The sequence below is a fragment of the Candidatus Blochmannia sp. SNP genome, from assembly GCF_036549215.1.
Lineage (GTDB): Bacteria > Pseudomonadota > Gammaproteobacteria > Enterobacterales > Enterobacteriaceae > Blochmanniella.
In genome coordinates this window covers 26,469-47,542 of the sequence record NZ_CP144371.1, presented here as the reverse complement: position 1 = coordinate 47,542, position 21,074 = coordinate 26,469, and the positions used below count along the sequence as shown (strand labels likewise).

Here is a 21,074-nt window from a genome sequence, read left to right as displayed (position 1 = left end):
TATTTTAAATAAGCGGGAATAGCTCAGTTGGAAGAGTACAACCTTGCCAAGGTTGGGGTCGCGAGTTCAAGTCTCGTTTCCCGCTTATTTAATTTATTTTAATGCTCTATTTATTGATTCCATTATATATTGATATCAATATTAACAAATTTTGAGGAGGAGTAGATATTTGTATATTTGGTATAGTAAATTATAAATTGTTATTCAATTTGTAAATAATTAAATGATTATTATACTTATGAAAGTAAGGATTTCTTATACTTAGGCATGTGAACGTACTGAATATTACGTGTTAATTCTCATGATAAAATCAGTAGTGTGTATCTTGTTGTTTCAATACATTCAGCGCTTATTATTTTATTAATTCTTTGATAAAAACTCACTTTTATCAAAGAATTAATACCCTTAGCGATGTAGTATGTAATAATATGACTCAATTTTTTGATATATCGTTGTATTTATATATGATATGTTCGAACGATAAAAAATTATATGAAGTTATTTGTATTGTTTTATGTATAAAATATTTTATCGCTTAAGATCTTAAATTATGTTAAAGATGAAAAAATGTGTATTGATGTTGTCTGATGAATCAAAAACCTTGCTATTAGGTGCTATATTGGCTTCTGTTTGTATTCGAAGCTGTGTGATTTATTTAAATGGTTATGTGGGATCAGGAAAATCTGTTTTGTGTAAAGGATTTTTACATGCATTAGGACATGTTGGACATATAAATAGTCCAACTTATACTTTGATTGAATCTTATATTCTAACACATTGGAATGTGTGTCATTTTGATTTTTATCGATTAACTTCTTCAGAAGAACTTGAATATATGGGAATTAGAGACTATTTTGATGGACAGACTGTATGTTTAATAGAATGGCCAAAACAAGGAATGGAAATTTTACCAACAGAAGATATTTCAGTGACAATGAATTATCATGATTGTGAAAAATCCAGAAAAGTAGTTATAAAATCTTTTAGTAATTTAGGCCATAGAATGCTGGATGATTTATTAGCATATTGGAAATTGCATGTATGAAGTTGAAATATGAAATAGTTTTTGTAATAATGATCTTGTCAAAATATTTATGTGTAGAACCTATAATAGCATCAACTCTTAGTGCAATCTCGGTTACAAATAATAAAAATCAATCTACGGTAATGCTAGATTGTGCTATTGTCCCCGTGTATATGATATTTTCTTTGCACAATCCAGAAAGAATTGTGATAGATCTTCTAACAGCATCCAAATTTGAAAAAGATATATTTCCAATAAATTTTAACGGTGCTAATTTAGTTAGATGTATTCGAACAAACGTATCTATTAATCATCAAAATATACGTATAGTATTAGATTTAACTTGTCCTTCAAATATAGGAACAGTAACACAAAAGCAAATAAAAGAAAATTATCGTCTTATATTAACAATTTTGAAAAAGAAAACATTTACTGTAACTGATGATATAAATCTTCATGAGATGCCACCTATTATGGTTCGTAAAACCCCCGCACATGTAAATAACGTAATAAATCACCAAAAAAAAATAATAGATACACAATTTAAAAAAAATCAAAATCCCAAACAAGTATTGTCTCCGATTATTGTAGCAATCGATGCCGGACATGGAGGACAAGATCCAGGAGCTATGGGACGACATGGTGGGATATGTGAAAAAAATATTACGATTAGCATAGCTAAAAAACTAAAAATGTTATTGGATTTGGATCCAAGTTTTAAAGCCGTAATGATCCGAGATGGAGACTATTTTTTATCGGTTATGGAACGTTCTAATTTGGCGCGAAAAAGAGGAGCAAATGTTTTAATTTCTATTCATGCGGATTCTGCTTTAAATACTAATGTTAGAGGAGCGTCAGTTTGGGTGCTATCTGAGCGTCGTGCTAAAAGCGAAATGATACATTTGTTACAATGCAGTGAAAAACATTCAGAGCTATTAGGAGGATTAGGAGATATACTAACTAGTTATTGCAATGATCCATATTTTAGCCATGTAGTTTTGGATTTACAGTTTGGTTATGCTAAACGAGTAGGATACGATATTGCGGTGCATGTATTACATCAATTAAAAAATATTACTACCTTACATAAAAATACACCTGAGTATTCTAGTTTTGCTGTATTGCGATCTCCCGATATTCCATCTATTTTAGTAGAAACTGGATTTATTAGTAATATAAAAGAAGAGTATCTTCTCATTAGTAATCTTTATCAAGAAAAAATAGCTAATGCTTTGTATAAAGGTTTACGTTCTTATTTCATAAAATCACAAAAAAAACCGTTAGATTCCTCACAAGTAAAAAAAACATATGTTGCTGCAAGTTAATAAATAATCAGTATTACTGAATCAGCACTGTTATTATGAAAATTTCATTTTTTTAAAAAAATTATTATTAATATATATTGTATACTCTTATGTATAAAAGTTAATATGTTCGTTGAAATAATTACAATTTATTCATATATCATTTACTTATGTGACTTATAGAAATAATATTTTTATATTGTATAAGTTAAGGGAAAATAGTATTAAACGTCAACCATTAGTTATATTTTTAATGGGTCCTACAGCTTCTGGAAAAACAAGTGTAGCTATAGCTTTAAAAAAAAGAAATTTAAATATAGATATTATTAGTGTTGATTCAGCTTTGGTATATCGTGGTATGAATATCGGTACAGCCAAACCTGTTCCTGAAGAATTAAAGCTTGCTCCTCATAAATTGATAGATATTCGTGATCCAGCTGAATGTTATTCAACGGCAGATTTTTGTCACGATGCAAATAATGAAATAGAAAAAATTATAAAATCCGGACATACACCTTTTCTAGTTGGTGGAACAATGTTATATTTTAAGAATTTACTGGAGGGTTTGTTTTTTTTACCAACAACTAATCAAAAAATTCGTGATGATCTAAAATGTGAAGCACAAAAAATAGGATGGATAAACATGTATAATTTACTTAAACATGTTGATCCTGTTGCTGCCAATAAAATTCATTTAAATGATCATAAAAGAATAATTCGAGCATTAGAAATTTTTTTTATTTCTGGAAAAACATGGACAGAGTTGAAATTAACTACTGGTCTCAAATTGAGATATCAAGCGCACCAATTTGCTATTGTTCCGTCAAGTCGTGAAATTTTAAATAAAAGAATTGAGCAACGGTTTTATAGAATGTTAGAGATTGGATTTGAAGATGAAGTTAGTAAATTATTTAATTGCTCTGATTTACATAGAGAAGAAGTAAGATCATCTATTTCTTGTGTTGGCTATCGTCAGATGTGGGAATATTTATCTGGTGATATTAACTACAATCAGATGATAATTAAAGGGATTTGTGCTACTCGACAACTTGCAAAACGGCAACTAACGTGGTTACGTAAATGGCCAAATTTACATTGGTTATGTAGCGATAATTTATCTGCTGCAATTGACAGTATATCAAAAATATTAACAAAAAATTAATTTTTATATATGAAATTTTAAATAATAAACCTGAAATTATATAATTTTTTGGATTATTTAAAATGATTAAAAATAAATTTTAAGGAAATCAAAAAATGAACAAAGGTCAATCACTACAAGATCCATTTTTGAATGCACTACGTCGAGAACGCATCCCAGTTTTTATTTATTTAATAAATGGTATTAAATTACAAGGAGAAATCGAGTCTTTTGATAAATTTGTGATACTTTTAAGAAATACAGTGAATCAAATGATTTATAAACACGCTATATCTACTATTGTACCTTCCCGTATCGTCCCATACTATATTAGTCGTCATAGTTAAAAATTTCTTTCTAATCGTTGATTTCAGAGAGTTTCATACTTTTTTGCGTATGATTATATATTAAATTCGATTATTACTATCAAATGTTATTAAGTGTAGTATAATACTATGGAATGTTTAATTGATTCTATTATATGTGATTGTGTATGTTAAATTTATTTGGAGTGGTTATTGTTGTATGATTTAAATTTTTTTGATAAACAAGCTATATTGGTTCATACGATTTTTTCTAAACAAAAAGAAGAAGAAAATTTCAATTTAAAAGAATTTTTATCTTTAGCTTCTACAGCAAGAATACAAATTCTAGATGTTCTTACTAGCCATTGTAAAACTTTTAATAGTAAGTATTTTATTGGAACTGGAAAAGTATTAGAGCTTGAACAAATAGTTAAAAATAATCCTGTATCTATTATATTGTTCAATTGTATTTTATCCCCTCATCAAGAACGTAATCTTATGCATTTATTGCAATGCAAAATAATTGATAGAAATCAATTAATTCTTAATATTTTTGCGCAACGTGCACGTACATATGAAGGGAAATTGCAAGTGAAATTAGCTCAATTACGCCATTTAAATTCTCGTTTAGTACATGAATGGAGTCATCTTGAACGTCAAAAAGGTGGGATTGGTTTACGAGGAGGATCAGGGGAAATGCAATTAGAAAGTGATCGTCGTTTGTTGCGTAAAGAGATTACTCAAATATTATTGCGTCTCAAAAAAATAGAAAACCAAAGAGAACAAAATAGAAGACATCGGTTTAAAATTGGAGTGCCTACTGTTTCTTTAGTAGGATACACAAATGCTGGCAAATCTACTTTATTTAATACGATGACCGCATCACATGTTTATACAGCAGAAAAATTGTTTGCCACTCTCGATCCTACATGTAGACGTATTGTGTATAAAGGAGGGTCTAATATTATATTATCAGATACGGTAGGTTTTATTCAAAACTTACCGCAAGGTTTGTTATCTTCTTTTAAAGCAACTTTACAAGAAACAATACAAGCAACATTATTATTACATGTTGTGGATGTTTCTAATGAAAGATTTGAACAAAACATTAATACAGTACATTGTATTTTAAATAGTATGAATATTCATAACACTCCAATACTTTTAGTGATGAATAAAATAGACCAATTAAAAAAATTACTACCACGTATCGATCGGGACCATGATAATCGTCCAATACGAGTATGGATATCTGCTCAAAACAATTTAGGTATTTCTTTATTAATACAAGCCCTTAATGAACTGCTGTTAAATAATATGATTTCTTATGAATTGCGCATGCCTATAAATAATGATTTATGTCAAAAATTATATAGGCTGCAAGTTGTTAAACAGTATTGGGTTGAAGATAATAATTATGTTAGATTGAAAATATATTTGTCTTCTATAGATTGGTGTCGTTTATTAAAAAATAATAAATTATTAATAGATTATATTATTTAATATTTTTAAAATAAAGAAAATAATGTATATACTACTCATATAATATGTGAGGCAAAATATGATTTTTAATTTTTTTAAAAACTGCAAGTATATTCATGATCCATGGGGGGGTCATGATAAAAATGATGTAAATAGTTCTTCTTCCGAAGATAAAAACAAATCTAAATTTAACATATTAGATCCAGATAAATGCTTAAATAAAATAAATGATAAACTGAATATATTTAGTAGTAATAATAAAGACATAAAAAAATTTTCTAAAAATAAAAATTTTTTTATAATTTTAATATTGATTATTATTATTTTTGTATGGATTTTTAGTGGTTTATATACTATTAAAGAAGCAGAGCGTGGAGTAATTTTAAGATTTGGAAAATATCATCATTTAGTACAACCAGGATTAAATTGGAAACCTACTTTTTTTGATGTTGTAATCCCAGTAAATGTAGAATCGGTACGTGAATTAGCAGCATCTGGTATGATGTTGACCTCAGATGAAAATGTAGTTCGAGTAGAGATGAACGTGCAGTATCGTGTAACTGAGCCAAAAAATTATTTGTTTAACGTTACTGACGCTGATGACAGTTTGCGTCAAGCTACTGACAGTGCATTGCGCGGAGTTATTGGTAAATATAATATGGATCGTATTTTAACTGAAGGGCGTACGGTGGTGCGTAGTGATACTCGAAGAGTTTTAGAAAAAACGATATATCCTTATAATATGGGTATTACTTTATTGGATGTAAACTTTCAAACAGCTCGTCCACCGGAAGAAGTAAAAGCAGCATTCGATGACGCTATTGCCGCTAGGGAAAATGAACAACAATATATTCGTGAAGCTGAAGCTTATGCTAATGAAGTGCAACCACGTGCCAATGGACAAGCACAACGTATCTTAGAAGAAGGTCGTGCATATAAAGCTCGCACTGTTTTAGAAGCGCAAGGAGAAGTACAAAGATTTTCAAAAATTTTGCCAGAATATAAAGCAGCTCCTGAAATCACTCGTGAGCGACTATATATAAATTCTATGGAGCGTGTATTGAGTAATACTAGAAAAATATTCATAAACTTAAAAAATACACAGAATGTATTATTATTACCTTCAGGCCAAGTAACGAAAATTAAAAATAATAACGGAAAAGTTGAATATTCTGATAGCATTGATAACACTGATGATACTTTTAATTTAAACAAAATATATGTTACTGATGATTCTAATACCGATCATTCAAAGTTAATATCAAAAAGTAGTCAATTATCTCGTCATACAAATACTATAGCTGAAGAAAAAATTTTAGATAAAAGACAAGCTAATACACAACGTGTTAACGTTATACGTAAAGGGAGAGAGTCATAAATGATACGAAATGTTTTTTCATTCGTTATATGTATAATAGTAGTAGTGTTGTTTTTTTCTTTATTTACGATAGAAGAGGGGCATAAAGGTATTATATTACGTTTTGGTAAAGTATTACGTGATATGGATAACAATCCATTAATTTATAATCCTGGATTACACATAAAACTTCCATTTATTGAGACAGTAAAAGTATTAGATTCACGTATTCAAACTATGGATAATCAAGCAGATCGATTTGTTACTATGGAAAAAAAAGATTTAATTATTGATTCTTATATTAAATGGCGCATTAGTGATTTAAGTCAATATTATTTAGCAACAGGAGGGGGTGATATTTCCCAAGCAGAAGTATTAATAAAACGAAAATTTTCTGATCGATTACGCTCGGAATTGGGAAGATTAAATGTTCAAGGTATTGTGACAGATTCACGAAATAGATTAATGACTGATGTACGCGCATCGTTAAACAATGGTACTTCAGGAGAGGAAGTGATGACATCACGTCTTAACAATACTAAAAATTTTAATTTTAATCCAGAAAAATATAATACCTCAGAACAAAAACAATATCGGGTTTCTAATGTGGTGAATCCAAACAGCATGGCTGCATTGGGTATTGAAATAGTAGATGTTCGGATTAAACAGATTAATTTGCCAACAGAAGTATCTGATGCAATTTATCAGCGTATGCGAGCAGAACGCGATGCTGTTGCTAGACGTCATAGATCTCAAGGACGGGAAGAGGCGGAAAAACTACGTGCTACTGCAGACTATGAGGTGACACGTACTTTATCTGAAGCTAAACGTCAATCTTTAATTATTCGAGGAGAAGCTGATGCAGAAACCGCAAAACTATATGCCACTACCTTTAATGAGGATCCATCATTTTATGCATTAATACGTACTTTACGTGCATATGAAAATAGCTTTAAGAAAAATAATAATGATCTCATGGTATTAAGCACAGAAACTGATTTTTTACGTTTTATGCGATCACCACAGGTTCTGTCGGGTATTAACAATTAAAATTTTATGAATAATAGACACTCCATATTTTATATTATAAATAGGTGTTATTTGTGATATTTTATATACCTAATCTTTATAGGAAATAATTATTTAAATTAATAGGTGACTTTAAGAAATGGTTAGAAGTATTGTTGTGTTGGGAGCTCAATGGGGCGATGAAGGTAAAGGAAAAATAGTTGATTTGTTAACTTCACAAGTTCAATACGTAGTGCGTTATCAAGGAGGACATAATGCTGGTCATACTATTGTAGTAGGTCAGGAAAAAATTATTTTGCATTTAGTTCCTTCTGGTATTTTACATAATCATGTAACTACTATTATTGCTAGTGGGGTTGTAATATCACCAGTATCTTTAATAAAAGAAATAGAAATGCTGAAAAAAGCAGGTATATCAACATGTAAACGTATATTTATTTCTGCATCTTGTCCTTTAATATTGTCTTATCATGTAGCAATGGATTTAGCTAGAGAAAATTATCAAGCTTCTAAAACTATTGGCACAACAGGGTGTGGCATTGGACCAGCTTATGAAGATAAAATAGCGCGACGGGCGTTACGGGTGGGCGATTTATATAACATAGAAAATTTTAAAAATAAACTACAAGATATAATAAATTATTATAATTTTCAATTAGTTCATTATTACAAGATGAAACCTGTTAATTATCAGGTGGTTTTGGATGAAGTGACGTCAACATCTGATATATTAATTGACATGATTGTCGATGTTCCTGAGTTATTAGATGATGCCATAAACAGAGGAAATTCAGTGATATTTGAAGGGGCTCAGGGTAGTTTACTAGATGTTGATCATGGAACATATCCTTATGTTACATCCACTCATACTATTGCTGGCAGTGTAAGTATTGGCGCAGGGATTGGACTTGGTTGTATTGACTATATTTTAGGTGTTGTAAAAGCGTACTCTACTCGTGTTGGGTTCGGTCCTTTTCCTACAGAACTATCCAATGATATAGGTAATTGGTTATGTATAAATGGAAATGAAATTGGTTCTACCACTGGACGTCGTCGTCGTACTGGGTGGTTTGATGCAGTAGCAGTACGATATTCTGTGAAAATTAATTCTTTTTTTTCGTGTTGTTTAACAAAACTTGATGTTTTAGATGGGTTAGAAGAAATAAAAATTTGTATCGCATATCGTAAGAAGAATGGAAAAATAATATACAATTTTCCGTGCTCCTTAGAAGAATTAGAAAATTTAGAGCCGATATATGAAACATTACCTGGATGGAAGAAAAGCACTGTAGGTATTACGGCATTCCATAAACTTCCTGAGGAATCTCAATATTATATTAAACGTATAGAAGAAATTATTGGCATTCCTATTAATATTATTTCTACTGGTTCAGAACGTTCAGCAATAATAGTATTATCCAATCCGTTTGATTCTTAATTAACATAAGGAACTGATACTTTATTTTAAATAAAATAATTATTTGTTTAATATATATTGCATCTATATTAATATGTAGTGATAACAAGTGAAATATTTAGATTTAATGTTTGAAGTTACATATTAGAATAGAGTTGTTTCAGAAAATACTACGATGGTCGTTGAATTAGTGTACGGCATACATGCCGTAAAATCTGTTTTGGATAATCACTCAAAACGGATTTTATCTGTGTATACTACACAGAAATATAAAGACTTGCGTTTAAAATCGTTAATTGATCAGATAAAGCAATGTAAAATTAATATTAAAAAATGTGATCGTCAGCAGTTAGATATTAAAGCACAAGGAGCATTACATCAAGGTATTATTGCTGAAATAGTTCAAAAATATTGCATGAAAGAAAACGATTTGCCCAATTTTTTAATACAATGTAAAACTACACCATTATTGGTAATATTAGATGGCGTTACTGATCCACATAATTTGGGTGCATGTTTACGAACTGCAGATGCAGCTGGAGCTCATATGGTTATTGCGCCTCGTAATCGATCAGCGCGTTTGAATGGGACAGTTAGAAAAGTAGCTAGTGGCTCTGTAGAATATATACCTTTTATACAAGTAACTAATTTGAGTAGGACATTGAAATTACTTCAAAACCATAATATTTGGATTATTGGTACTATAATAAAATCTAAACGTCTTATTTTTAATACTGAATTAATTAAACCATTAGCTTTTGTAATGGGTTCTGAAGGAAAAGGTATTCGTCGTTTAACTCAAAAATATTGCGATGAATTAATTACTATTCCAATGCTAAGAGCTGCTACATCATTGAATGTCTCAGTGGCTACCGGAATATGTTTGTTTGAAGCGTTAAGACAACGTGGGAAATATTAAATAAATAATGATGATTAAATATATATGTATATAATTATAATATGGATTATACATTATTATTTAAGATGTATAATGTTAACCATAAAAGATTAACATGTACATATAATTTTTACTTATGTAAAATTACATAGAAGAAAATATAAATGCCCTATTATTTTTTTAAGAATGTTACTAATTAAATAAAGACAATATTCTAGAATGAAAGGAATAAAGTATGCGTTATTATGAAATAGTTTTTATGGTTAATCCTGACTGCAGTGAACAAATATCTGGTATAATTAATCATTACACAGAAATCATCATAAATTCTAAAGGGAAAATTCACCGTATTGAAAATTGGGGGCGTCGTCAATTAGCATATCCAATTAATAAATTTAATAAAGCTTATTATATATTATTAAATATAGAAGTATCCCAAAATATTATGAAAGAACTAAATAATGCTTTTCGTTTTAATAATCTTATCATACGTAGTATGTTCATGAGAACTAAATGTGCAATATCTGATCCTTCTCCTATGATGAAAAGGAAAGAAGACAATCAAGAGAACCATGTTCCTAACATGTAGTAAAGTATTAAAATATATGTATATTTTAATAATTATATTCATTTAATTAAATGTTCATGAATTTTTAGCAATCAATAACAATTAAAACTGTAGAAATATGTTATAATACACTGTATTGGATAAATATGATATTATCATTATATTAACTTAGTTAAATATAAAAGCTTATATAATAAAATATGGAGTGAATTATGGGACGGTTTGTACGTCATCGTAAGTTTTGTAGATTTACAGCAGAAAAATTTATTAATATTGATTATAAAGATCTTGTTACAATACAACATTCTATTATAGAAAGCGGAAAGATTATTCCAAGCAGAATTACTGGAACGAAAGCAAAATACCAAAGACAATTAGCTCGTGCTATCAAGAGAGCGCGTTATTTATCTTTGTTACCATATACTGATCATCATTAATTAATTCGGAATGAATATAGATTGGTGTGATTTTGTTATCAGAAAAAATTGGAATAACAATGAAAATTATTTTAATTAATAACGTTGATAAACTTGGAAATATAGGATCAGAAATTACTGTGAAATCAGGTTATGCTCGTAATTTTTTGATACCAAAATATAAAGCAATGTCAGCTACAAAAAATAATATCGCAATATTTAAAGCAAAACAGCTTGAGTTGCAAAATAAAGCAATAGAAATGAAGACTAAGGCTGAATTTTGTGCAGAAACAATTAACAAATTAAAGAGTATTACTATTAGAGCTAAAGCAGGGGTTGAAGGAAAATTATTTGGATCTGTAGGTTCTCGCGATATTGCTGATGCAATTACAACGGCTTCTGGTTTTAAAATTTTTAAATCACAGATCAGACTACCCAATCATAATGCGTTGAGAGCTATTGGCACATATAACATAAATATACATATTTATAATGATATTTTTGCTAAAATAAACGTTATTATTAGTCAAATTATAAAAAGTAAGTAATTATAAATTATGCAACAATTTTATTGTACATAATTATTTTAAATATATGTAGACAAGAATTGTGATCTTTCATCTTAATTAAAAATTATAGTATGTGTAATTATTAATAATTAAATGCAGTTCTTTCTGCGCATAGATTATTAATATATGTTTCTAATTTATATCATGACGTGTATAAAAGGTTATCAGGATATGTATTATGATATTCCATTATGGAATGATTGAAAAAATAAGTTATATTGCTCGCGTTGCTGGGACAGAAATCATGAGGATTTACAATGGGAGTTTAAAGTTAGGTTCATACCAAAAGTTAGATCAATCTCCTGTAACTAATGCTGATTTACTCTCTCATAAGATTATTATGTATTCGTTACGAAATTTAACACCTGACGTTCCGGTGTTGTCTGAAGAGGATATTACTGAATGGCAAGAATGCAGAGACGGAAGTTGTTTTTGGTTGATAGATCCTTTGGATGGAACAAAAGAATTTTTATTGAGAAATGGTGCATTTACTGTGAATATAGCATTCATAGAATATGGTCAACCTATTATGGGGGTAGTGTATGTTCCTGCATATAATATATTATATGCAGCAGATAATGGGCAAGCATGGAAGATTAATTATAAAGGAGAACGTATAAATATTGCGGTTCGTGCATCTTGTTATCCGATGATCGTGATGAGCCGTAATGATGTGGATTATGATCAACATCATTTATATAGTTATTTAAAAAGATTTAAAAATTATAAAATTATTAATATTGGCTCATCATTTAAATTTTGTTTAATAGCGGAAGGTAGTGTACATTTTTATCCGAGGTTTTCTTCTACTAAAATTTGGGACACAGCCGCTGGACATGTTATAGCTAGAGCAGCTGGTGCTATGATTAATGATTGGGATGGAAATTCCTTACACTATAGAAATATAAAGCGATCTTTTTTAAATCCAGGTTTTCAAGTTTCGTCATATTAATTTTTTATTATATATCTGTATTTTTACAATCATATAAATTGATCTATATCAATTTATATGATTTCTGTCGGTATTTAAATTTTAATGTTTAATATTGTTTGGCAGAGTTATTACTAAAATATTAATGATTTTCTAAAAAAAACATGGAATATTGAGTTTTATGTATTAATTATCAGATATAATCATATGTTATAAAAAATAAATGAATATATGTATTTATACTTAATAGATATGAAATAAGATATAGTATTTCATAAAGATGTTTCGAAAAACACTATATATTGTTAATATTATACTTTATTATTTTATTTAAAAATTTAATATATCTAAGGACTTAATGCATGTTCAAGGAGCTTAAAAAATATATGATGGTAAGATCATATTTAATAGTTTATTTTTTCATACCGTTAATATGTAATAGTGATGTTAATATAATAATAGAAGGATTAGATAGTGAATTAAATTATAATGTACGCAAGAAATTATCTGATATTAATACTAACTGCAAGTATGTAGATTTAGATTTAAAAAAAAATAGATAGTGCAGTTAGAGCTGGGTTGCGTCCATTAGGTTATTATGATCCAACGCTAATTTTTTCTCCATTTAAATCTTGTAATAAACAATCTGATCTACTAGTTATTAAAATTGAACCTGGATCTCCAATTATGGTTACTGAGGTAAATATTATTATACATGGAGATGGGGAAAAAGATCATGATTATCAGAAAATGATAAAAGATGCGAAATCTTTTGTTGGAACAAGATTAAAACATAGTGATTATGAACAATTTAAAAATAAACTTTATAATTTGGCTTTATTAAAAGGGTATTTTGATGCTACATTTCAAAACAATCAGCTTATTGTTATACCTTCACTTTGTCGAAGTATTTGGAATATAGATTTTTATAGCGGACAACGTTATTTTTTTGAAAAAATTAAATTTCATGGGAGTCAGATTAAAGAAGATTATTTAAAAAATATATCTAATATACATTCAGGAGAATACTACAATGCAGCTTCCGTTATGGAATTAAATCGCCGATTTTCTTCTACTAATTGGTTTGAATCAGTATCAATTTCTTCAGATTATACGCGTTGTCCACAAAAAAAAAAATTAATATTAGATATTTTTTTTTATCCTTGTGCCAAAAATAGTTTTGAAACTGGATCTGGTTATAGTATGGAAACAGGTCCACGCACTAAAATAATTTGGAAAAAACCGTGGATTAATGCATATGGGCATAGTTTAGAAAATAATTTTAGTTTATCTACATCAGAACAAGTTATTGATTTAAGTTATAAAATTCCACTTCTTTGTAACCCATTAGAACAATATTATTTATTACAGGGAGGGTTAATACATGAAGATACATGTAATATTCGGTCTAGTATTATAACTATAAATATGGCTCGTTATTGGAATTGTTCCCACAAGTGGAACCGCGCAATTAATATACATTGGCATCTTAATCATTATGCTAACAATCATATTACTAAAAATATAATATTAATTTATCCAGGAATAAGTATATATCGTGTTCGTAAGCGTGGTGACGTAATCCCGCATTGGGGGGATAGTCAGCGCTATTCGATTAATATATCTAACAATTTTTGGAAATCAGATATTAATTTTGTTGCTGTGCAGGCTCAAAATATTTGGATTCGAACGTTATTAAAAAAACATCGTGTTTTAGTTCGTGGGAATTTAAGCTGGATAAATACTAATAATTTCTCATTTATTAATTCAATGTTGCGTTTTTTTTCTAATACAAATAGTGGGATTCGTGGATATAAATATTTAGATCCTTGTGACAACTCTGAATCTTATACAAGAGTTGCTACTAAATTAATCACTACTACCTTTGAATACCAATATAATATGATTAGTAAATGGTGGGGAGTTATTTTTGTGGACATAGGAGAGATTAGTAATAATATTAAATGGAATAATTTCAGATCTGGTATGGGTATTGGAGTACGCTGGCAATTTCCGGTAGGCCTTATAAAACTAGATCTAGCAACTCCGCTAATACATAGAGGGAAAACAGATCATCAGTTTTTATATTTATATGTTAATTTAGGACCAGATTTATGATTTTTATAAAGAAAATCTATTTGATTTTCTTGTTATGGATATCAATAATATGTGGAGTTTTTATGTTTTTGTTAGGTACTAATACTGGAACATACGTAACTCTTACGGGAATTGCCTATTGTATCCCCGGGTTAACATTTGATTCTGTTTCCGGTACTTGGGGTAATTTTAATATAACTCATATAGTCTATAAAACACCGATAGGTATAATTGATGTTGATCAATGTAATATTTTATTAAATCTAAAATACATATGGAATAAACAGATATATATTGATCATCTTTCTTTGAAAAATGTTTTTATAAAAATAAAAAAAACAGATACGAAAAATCAAGAAAGTAAAAGATATAAAAAAACAAAAATAGAAAAAATTTTTTCTTTTCCGTTTCCTGTAATACTAAAAAAAATGGTATTTCATAATACTCATATTATTTCAAATAATATTATATTTAAATTAAAAACATTAGATACTGGATTAACATTTCAAAATAATTTACTAACAGTTTTACCTATATGTATCACAGGAGTAGTTTTAAATGTTTCTAATGTAAATATGTCAAATATAAAAACTAATATCATAGACATGTATAAATATAGCAACCAATGGAATATAAAGTGTTTACTTAAATCATTGTCTAGTAAATTATTAATGGCATTGTCTTCTTTTAAGGTTCCTGTAAATTTAATTCTAAAGGATATAGAAGGAGAGGATGTTTGTATTTTTGATAATTATCATAATTATTGGACTATTAATCATTTTTATTTTCGGACATATTTACATGATCAGGCCGCAAATTTAAAATTAAATATTAAATTACCATGTGGTTATCTTAATGCAATAGGAAATATAACATTTAGGGAATATTATCCAATAAATATTACAGCTGATTATACTGTGTATAATGTTGCCCGCATCAATAACTCTCCTGAAACAACAAAAAGTCAGAGTACAAGTAAAATAAAATTAATTCTCACTGGAGAATTATACAATGACATATGTCTTCGTTGTGATTTTTTAGGTACTGTTTCTACAATAAATGTATTATTAAAAATTAATATGATGCAATTTGGTATACCTATAGGCATATCTGTAGTTGGCAGAAAAATACCACTTTCTTTTTTAGGAACGGATGATTATTTAATAGAAGATATTAATTTATGTTTAAATGGTGAAATACGAAGTTATTATATTCAAGTAACATTACAATTAAGTAGTATGAAATTTTCAGCAGCACATGTAGTTATGAATGCTCAAGGGGATACTAACGGCTGTACCATTTCTAAATTAAGAGCAATAATGTCAGATGGATGTTTGAATATGCAAGGGGTTATTAATTGGACTAATATGATTAGTTGGAATAGTGTGTTTCTATTAAATAAAGTTAGTTTTTTTCAAAAAAAGTGGTTTAAAAAACCAATTAAATTATCAGGTAATATTGTTACTCAAGGGCGTTTATATTCTAATGTTTGGGATCTTAGAGTGTCTGATTTAAATCTTAATGGAAATATAGAAAATAATAATATTTCATGTACAGGAGCATTATACAGTAATTCATTCGGTGAATGGAAAATACCGGAATTATTAATAAAATGGGGAACTAATGCATTAAAAATACAGGGAGCCTTAGACTTAAAAAAAGGTTCTGTTTTAAATGCTACGCTTGCAGCCCCAGATTGCAACGCAATAGTACCTGGATTAAGTGGTAGTGTATATGGAAAATTTAAATTATATGGACCTGTTAGATATCTTAGATTATTATCGAATATTGATATATCTTCCCTAAATTGGAGAGATAAGAATATTAACATTGATAAGATAGTAATAAATAGTGATATTTATCGTGATGATATCATGCAAAGTAAATTTTTTTTACAAGCAGATAAAATACGGTGTGGATTTTTGTCGTTACGCCAAATAATAGCGAAAGGACAAGGCAATATTCAGAAACATTATTTAAATCTAATATCCTGTGACGACATGTTGTCTGGAGAAATAAAACTTTGCGGTAATCTGGATCTTTTTAATAAAACTTGGCATAGCAGAGTTAGTAAAACGAGTATTATAACTCCAACAGGAACATGGAAATTAATGCAAGATATTATTATTATCTATCAACATTTAACACGAAAAATGATTTTTGATTCACATTATTGGGAAATTATTAATTATACAATTCCTATTTCTAATGTTTTAAAGACAAATATATTAAATAAAATAGACGGTTTACTTAAAAGTTTTAATGTAGTTTCTTTAAAAATATTATTGCCAGAATTAATAAATATACGTACTGTTCATGTATATTGTTCCAATTGCTATTGGATAGTAGGAGAACGATTACCTAAGGGTACAATTTTACTTTCAGGAAAACAATGTAGTATTAAATCTTCTATCGAAGGTATAGAAATAGATTCAATCAGAATAAATAAAGTTACTGTAAAAATTGTATTAATGCAAGTTACTTCATATTGCGAATGGTTTGTAAATATAGGTAATTGTGATCAAAATCATGGATCATTCAAAATAACCGAATTACACAATACATCTAAAATAACAGGAAATATACAGATTAAAAATATCTCATTATTGCCTTTTTGTCATTCATTGATTTCATTGAAAGAACCTGTAAATGGATTATTAAATTTGAATATTCGTTTTCATGGATATACCCATCATCTAAAAATTTATGGTTCTGCTCAATTACACGACTTTAATATTAATAAGCCTGATACACCATTTTTTGTAAGAAATGCTCAAGTGTTCATAAGATTTTTTGGGGATTATGCCACATTAAATGGAACAATGTACACGGATAATGACAGCAAGTTAAATTTAAGTGGCGATATTGTTAATTTTGATTCTATTCGTGATATGCGTGCATTTTTCAGAATATGGGGAAACCAAATTAGTTTTTGTATCTCTCCAAAAATAAAGATGAAAATGTCTCCTAGTGTTACTTGTATGGTCACTGCAGAAAAAGTTCATTTACGAGGTAATGTTGAAATTCCTTGGGCTTATATTGAAGTTAAAGAACGTTCGAAAAATATAGTTAGAGTGTCTTCAGAAGAAATTTTATTGGATGATAATTTTGAACCTATTTTAGATAATTCTAAAAATTTATGTACTGCTATTTATTCTAACGTTACTGTGTCTCTCGGTAATGATGTGAATTTCAATGGATTAGGTTTACGCACGAAATTGAGGGGTAATTTAGAAACTGGATATAATGGAAGTAACTTGCTTTTAACAGGGCACATTGATATGCTTTCCGGTTATTTTCAAGTATATGGACAAAATTTGATGATAAAAAAGGGACACCTACTATTTTCTGGATCAATAAATCAACCGTATCTTGATATTGAAGCAATTTGTAACCCATCTGATATTAGAAATAGAAATATAGTTGGTATACGAATTACTGGTGTTTTTGATCAACCAAAACTAGAAGTTTTCTCCACTACTTCATTATTTTCTCCACAAGAAATCGTATCTTATTTATTAGGTGATAATAGAAATCTTATACTTTTTAATACGGATGCCAGTATAATAACATCTTTTTTAATTGGAGCAAGCGTCAAAAATAGTGAGCAATTTATTAGTAAAATAGGAAAAATATTTGGTGTGCAAGATTTGACATTAAATACTCAAGATATCATTGGAACCACGCCATTAGTTGCAATAAGTGGATACATAGCTCCTGGTTTACAAATTAAATATGGAATAAGTATTTTTGATTTGTTGACGACAATAACTGTACGTTATTGTTTATGTTCACAATTGTATTTAGAAGTTACATCTGGAAGTAATCAAGCGCTTGATTTATTATATAAATTTGATTTTTAATTAATTTTAACCTATATATCGTTAGCATTTAATTAAAAATTATGTGATAAAAACATAAAAATTGAAAAATTATGTGGTTTTTTTAAAACGTTCAAAAGCTTTTGAAATTTCTGTTTTAGCAGCGTTGCGGTTTTCCCAGCTTTTTATTTTAACCCATTTTCCAGGGTCTAAATCTTTGTAATTTTTGAAAAAATGATCTATTTGATTACGCAGTAAATTTGGAAAATCATTTATATCTTGTATTAATGAATATTGTTCTGATATTTTATTGTGAGGCACCGCAATTATTTTAGCGTCTTTACCAGATTCATCTATCATATTGAGCATGCCTATAGGGCGACAATGTATTACGCAACCTAATTGCAAAGGATATGGAGTAGGAACCAACACATCTACTGGATCACCATCCAATGACAAAGTTTTATTGATATAGCCATAATTACAAGGATAAAACATAGGTGTTAATAAAAAACGATCAACAAATATTGCTCCTGTTTTTTTATCAATTTCATATTTAATTGGATCAGAGTTAGCTGGAATTTCAATAATAACGTATATATCTTCTGGAATATTTTCTCCAGCTGAAACTTGGTTTAAATGCATGTATGTTGCCTTATATCTGCATGTGATTAATTCTAATAAATAACAATATATATGTTGTTTATATTTTATTTTTTAATATGTTCATAAATATTGTATTATTTTACTTATTACGATTATAATAATATATTTATATGTTATTGACAAACAGTATTACATATTGCTTTCGGCAAATAATGATAATTAGAGTTATAGTTTAATATTTACATATTTTATTCTTAAATATTAATTATATGTATTATTCTAAAAGTGATAACTAATGAACCCTATGAATTATATAAGTAGCTAAACTTGCTAATGCTTTTCGGTAAGGAGAAATAGGTAAAATATTAAGACAAGAAATAGCTTTATTAATTTCTGTTTCAGCACGTTTTCGAGTGTACTCTAATGAACCATATTGATGCATTGTATCTAGAATTACACCTAATAAATGACGATTATTACCTTGTTTGATGGCATGACATATAAGTGATGCTTGCTTTGGGGTACTATGATGGATAGCATGTAGTAGAGGAAGAGTAGGTTTTCCTTCATTTAAATCATTCCCAATATTTTTCCCAGATATTGTTTCTGAAGCAGAATAATCTAATAAATCATCAATTAATTGAAAAGCGGTGCCCACATATCGTCCGTAATTACGTAATGCTTTTTCTTGATAAGTATCAGCATTAGCTAAAATAGCAGATGATTGAGAAGCTACTTCAAATAAACGAGCAGTTTTACTATAAATAATTTTCATGTAACTATCTATAGTAATAGTTGGATCATTACAATTTGTTAATTGTAAAATTTCTCCTTTTGCAATTATATTAACGGCGTCTGCCATTAATGATAATATTCGTAAGGATTCTAATTCTGTCATCATCTGAAAGGCTCGTGTATATATAAAATCACCTACTAACACACTAGCAGCATTTCCAAAAATTATATTAGTAGCTATTTTACCGCGTCTCATATGTGATTTATCTACTACATCATCATGTAATAAAGTAGCAGTATGAATAAACTCTATTAATGTAGCAATAATGACATGTTGTGTTTTTTTGTAGTGTAATGCTCTTGCGGTTAACAAGGTAATCATTGGTCGAATTCGTTTCCCTCCGCTATTAATAATATATTGAACAAGTTCGTTGATTAAAGTAATTTCAGATGCTAATCGTATACGAATTTCTTCATTCACATCTATCATATCTTGTTCAGTTAATTTAGCGATTTGAGTAATATTCATTGATATTATTATAATTATTAAATGTTAAATAAAATGTATGTATATATGCAATGATTTGTATTATATATAGCTATTCCATAAGTAATACATGTAGTAATTTTTTATTATTATTATTATTACTAATAATAATAATTATTTATTATTATGGTTGAGAAACATTCTTTTTTAATGTATAAGAACATACATAGAAATAATATCAGATTATAAACAAGAGATGGATCATTATTTATGTATGCGGTTTTTAAAATTGGTAGTAAACAGTATCGTGTTACTGAAGGTCAAATGATTAATGTAGAAAGAATTGGTATTAATGTTGGTAATCAAATTGAATTTAATCAAATATTGCTTATTAAACGTAATGATTATCTTCAAATAGGATGTCCTTTCGTAAAAGAGGGAAAAGTTATAGCGGAAATTGTAGAGCAAAATATCAATCGAAAGATAGAGATTATTAAATTTCGTCGTCGTAAACATTTTCGTAAATTTCAAGGACATCGTCAGTGTTTTACAAAAATAAAAATAACAAGCATAAACGGTTATAATCTAAATGATCAATAAATAAATAAGGGATAAAAATGGCACATAAAAAAGCCGGAGGTTCTACTCGTAATGGTCGAGATTCACATAGTAAGAGTTTAGGAGTTAAATGTTTTGGAGGAGAATTTGTATCTTCAGGTACCATTATTGTGCGTCAACGTGGTAATACGTTTCATCCAGGAAAATATGTAGGCTGTGGCAGAGATTATACTCTTTTTGCTTTAAAATCCGGGAAAGTTTTATTTGAAAAAAAGGGAGTGTCTCGTCGTAGATTTATTAGTATTGTTACTAACGGATAGAGGGATATT

Annotated in this window: 20 protein-coding genes and 1 tRNA gene; 19 read left to right on the top strand and 2 right to left on the bottom strand. The window is 28.5% G+C overall.

The genetic code is table 11. The annotated features are described in order from the left end of the window. Positions 1 to 12: 12 nt before the first annotated feature. From VOI34_RS00205 to tamB, 17 genes are all read left to right on the top strand, one after another. A tRNA-Gly gene (locus VOI34_RS00205) sits at positions 13 to 85 on the top strand. A 474-nt stretch (positions 86 to 559) separates the two neighbouring features. After that, complete coding sequence (tsaE, locus tag VOI34_RS00200) at positions 560 to 1,045, top strand: tRNA (adenosine(37)-N6)-threonylcarbamoyltransferase complex ATPase subunit type 1 TsaE (RefSeq protein ID WP_331828469.1); 486 nt, start codon at positions 560 to 562, stop codon at positions 1,043 to 1,045. Further along, complete coding sequence (locus tag VOI34_RS00195; protein ID WP_331828468.1) at positions 1,042 to 2,349, top strand: N-acetylmuramoyl-L-alanine amidase; 1,308 nt, start codon at positions 1,042 to 1,044, stop codon at positions 2,347 to 2,349. The genes tsaE and VOI34_RS00195 overlap by 4 nt, the downstream gene beginning before the upstream one ends. A gap of 232 nt (positions 2,350 to 2,581) precedes the next feature. Continuing rightward, positions 2,582 to 3,490, top strand: a complete 909-nt coding sequence (miaA, locus tag VOI34_RS00190) for a tRNA (adenosine(37)-N6)-dimethylallyltransferase MiaA (RefSeq protein ID WP_331828746.1) — start codon at positions 2,582 to 2,584, stop codon at positions 3,488 to 3,490. A gap of 95 nt (positions 3,491 to 3,585) precedes the next feature. Beyond that, a complete protein-coding gene (gene hfq / locus VOI34_RS00185; protein ID WP_331828467.1) occupies positions 3,586 to 3,816 on the top strand; it encodes an RNA chaperone Hfq in 231 nt (76 codons plus the stop codon). Between the two features lie 174 nt (positions 3,817 to 3,990). Then, complete coding sequence (gene hflX, locus VOI34_RS00180) at positions 3,991 to 5,277, top strand: ribosome rescue GTPase HflX (RefSeq protein WP_331828466.1); 1,287 nt, start codon at positions 3,991 to 3,993, stop codon at positions 5,275 to 5,277. Positions 5,278 to 5,335: 58 nt separating this feature from the next. Then, positions 5,336 to 6,634 (top strand): FtsH protease activity modulator HflK, encoded by a 1,299-nt coding sequence (gene hflK / locus VOI34_RS00175; RefSeq protein WP_331828465.1) that lies wholly within the window; start codon positions 5,336 to 5,338, stop codon positions 6,632 to 6,634. Beyond that, entirely contained in the window at positions 6,635 to 7,663 is a 1,029-nt protein-coding gene (hflC, locus tag VOI34_RS00170) for a protease modulator HflC (RefSeq protein WP_331828464.1), read from the top strand. A gap of 118 nt (positions 7,664 to 7,781) precedes the next feature. Beyond that, positions 7,782 to 9,080 (top strand): adenylosuccinate synthase, encoded by a 1,299-nt coding sequence (locus tag VOI34_RS00165; protein WP_331828463.1) that lies wholly within the window; start codon positions 7,782 to 7,784, stop codon positions 9,078 to 9,080. 154 nt (positions 9,081 to 9,234) lie between these two features. Next, the gene (gene rlmB / locus VOI34_RS00160; protein WP_331828462.1) at positions 9,235 to 9,978 is read left to right on the top strand and encodes a 23S rRNA (guanosine(2251)-2'-O)-methyltransferase RlmB; all 744 of its coding nucleotides are present in this window, start codon (positions 9,235 to 9,237) and stop codon (positions 9,976 to 9,978) included. Positions 9,979 to 10,192: 214 nt separating this feature from the next. Further along, complete coding sequence (gene rpsF / locus VOI34_RS00155; protein WP_331828461.1) at positions 10,193 to 10,546, top strand: 30S ribosomal protein S6; 354 nt, start codon at positions 10,193 to 10,195, stop codon at positions 10,544 to 10,546. Positions 10,547 to 10,737: 191 nt separating this feature from the next. Next, a complete protein-coding gene (gene rpsR, locus VOI34_RS00150) occupies positions 10,738 to 10,962 on the top strand; it encodes a 30S ribosomal protein S18 (protein WP_331828460.1) in 225 nt (74 codons plus the stop codon). Positions 10,963 to 11,021: 59 nt separating this feature from the next. Further along, positions 11,022 to 11,489 carry a 50S ribosomal protein L9 gene (gene rplI / locus VOI34_RS00145; RefSeq protein WP_331828745.1) on the top strand — a complete coding sequence of 156 codons (468 nt, stop codon included), beginning with the start codon at positions 11,022 to 11,024 and terminating at the stop codon, positions 11,487 to 11,489. 217 nt (positions 11,490 to 11,706) lie between these two features. Beyond that, a complete protein-coding gene (gene cysQ, locus VOI34_RS00140) occupies positions 11,707 to 12,462 on the top strand; it encodes a 3'(2'),5'-bisphosphate nucleotidase CysQ (protein WP_331828744.1) in 756 nt (251 codons plus the stop codon). Between the two features lie 341 nt (positions 12,463 to 12,803). Further along, positions 12,804 to 13,004, top strand: coding sequence for a hypothetical protein (locus VOI34_RS00135; protein ID WP_331828459.1), 201 nt, complete (start codon positions 12,804 to 12,806; stop codon positions 13,002 to 13,004). 16 nt (positions 13,005 to 13,020) lie between these two features. After that, positions 13,021 to 14,559 (top strand): autotransporter assembly complex protein TamA, encoded by a 1,539-nt coding sequence (locus VOI34_RS00130; RefSeq protein ID WP_331828458.1) that lies wholly within the window; start codon positions 13,021 to 13,023, stop codon positions 14,557 to 14,559. Then, a complete protein-coding gene (gene tamB / locus VOI34_RS00125; RefSeq protein ID WP_443092745.1) occupies positions 14,556 to 18,401 on the top strand; it encodes an autotransporter assembly complex protein TamB in 3,846 nt (1,281 codons plus the stop codon). The genes VOI34_RS00130 and tamB overlap by 4 nt, the downstream gene beginning before the upstream one ends. A 69-nt stretch (positions 18,402 to 18,470) precedes the next feature. Here the strand turns inward: tamB and ppa are convergent, their stop codons facing one another. Together ppa and ispB are read right to left on the bottom strand one after the other, a co-directional pair. Further along, on the bottom strand, positions 18,471 to 19,004 hold the full coding sequence (gene ppa / locus VOI34_RS00120) for an inorganic diphosphatase (RefSeq protein WP_331828456.1): 534 nt from the start codon (positions 19,002 to 19,004) through the stop codon (positions 18,471 to 18,473). A 253-nt stretch (positions 19,005 to 19,257) separates the two neighbouring features. Beyond that, on the bottom strand, positions 19,258 to 20,229 hold the full coding sequence (ispB, locus tag VOI34_RS00115) for an octaprenyl diphosphate synthase (RefSeq protein WP_331828455.1): 972 nt from the start codon (positions 20,227 to 20,229) through the stop codon (positions 19,258 to 19,260). A gap of 228 nt (positions 20,230 to 20,457) precedes the next feature. On the opposite strand from ispB, the gene rplU reads away from it, so the two are divergent. Together rplU and rpmA are read left to right on the top strand one after the other, a co-directional pair. Further along, a complete protein-coding gene (gene rplU / locus VOI34_RS00110; RefSeq protein ID WP_331828454.1) occupies positions 20,458 to 20,787 on the top strand; it encodes a 50S ribosomal protein L21 in 330 nt (109 codons plus the stop codon). Positions 20,788 to 20,804: 17 nt separating this feature from the next. Then, positions 20,805 to 21,065 carry a 50S ribosomal protein L27 gene (rpmA, locus tag VOI34_RS00105; RefSeq protein WP_331828453.1) on the top strand — a complete coding sequence of 87 codons (261 nt, stop codon included), beginning with the start codon at positions 20,805 to 20,807 and terminating at the stop codon, positions 21,063 to 21,065. Positions 21,066 to 21,074 lie beyond the last annotated feature (9 nt).

Coding starts and splice junctions, on each gene's coding strand:
- tsaE (WP_331828469.1), top strand. CDS start 560: ATGAAAAAATGTGTATTGATGTTGTCTGATGAATCAAAAACCTTGCTA.
- VOI34_RS00195 (WP_331828468.1), top strand. CDS start 1,042: ATGAAGTTGAAATATGAAATAGTTTTTGTAATAATGATCTTGTCAAAA.
- miaA (WP_331828746.1), top strand. CDS start 2,582: ATGGGTCCTACAGCTTCTGGAAAAACAAGTGTAGCTATAGCTTTAAAA.
- hfq (WP_331828467.1), top strand. CDS start 3,586: ATGAACAAAGGTCAATCACTACAAGATCCATTTTTGAATGCACTACGT.
- hflK (WP_331828465.1), top strand. CDS start 5,336: ATGATTTTTAATTTTTTTAAAAACTGCAAGTATATTCATGATCCATGG.
- hflC (WP_331828464.1), top strand. CDS start 6,635: ATGATACGAAATGTTTTTTCATTCGTTATATGTATAATAGTAGTAGTG.
- VOI34_RS00165 (WP_331828463.1), top strand. CDS start 7,782: ATGGTTAGAAGTATTGTTGTGTTGGGAGCTCAATGGGGCGATGAAGGT.
- rlmB (WP_331828462.1), top strand. CDS start 9,235: ATGGTCGTTGAATTAGTGTACGGCATACATGCCGTAAAATCTGTTTTG.
- rpsF (WP_331828461.1), top strand. CDS start 10,193: ATGCGTTATTATGAAATAGTTTTTATGGTTAATCCTGACTGCAGTGAA.
- rpsR (WP_331828460.1), top strand. CDS start 10,738: ATGGGACGGTTTGTACGTCATCGTAAGTTTTGTAGATTTACAGCAGAA.
- rplI (WP_331828745.1), top strand. CDS start 11,022: ATGAAAATTATTTTAATTAATAACGTTGATAAACTTGGAAATATAGGA.
- cysQ (WP_331828744.1), top strand. CDS start 11,707: ATGATTGAAAAAATAAGTTATATTGCTCGCGTTGCTGGGACAGAAATC.
- VOI34_RS00135 (WP_331828459.1), top strand. CDS start 12,804: ATGTTCAAGGAGCTTAAAAAATATATGATGGTAAGATCATATTTAATA.
- tamB (WP_443092745.1), top strand. CDS start 14,556: ATGATTTTTATAAAGAAAATCTATTTGATTTTCTTGTTATGGATATCA.
- ppa (WP_331828456.1), bottom strand. CDS start 19,004: ATGCATTTAAACCAAGTTTCAGCTGGAGAAAATATTCCAGAAGATATA.
- ispB (WP_331828455.1), bottom strand. CDS start 20,229: ATGAATATTACTCAAATCGCTAAATTAACTGAACAAGATATGATAGAT.
- rplU (WP_331828454.1), top strand. CDS start 20,458: ATGTATGCGGTTTTTAAAATTGGTAGTAAACAGTATCGTGTTACTGAA.
- rpmA (WP_331828453.1), top strand. CDS start 20,805: ATGGCACATAAAAAAGCCGGAGGTTCTACTCGTAATGGTCGAGATTCA.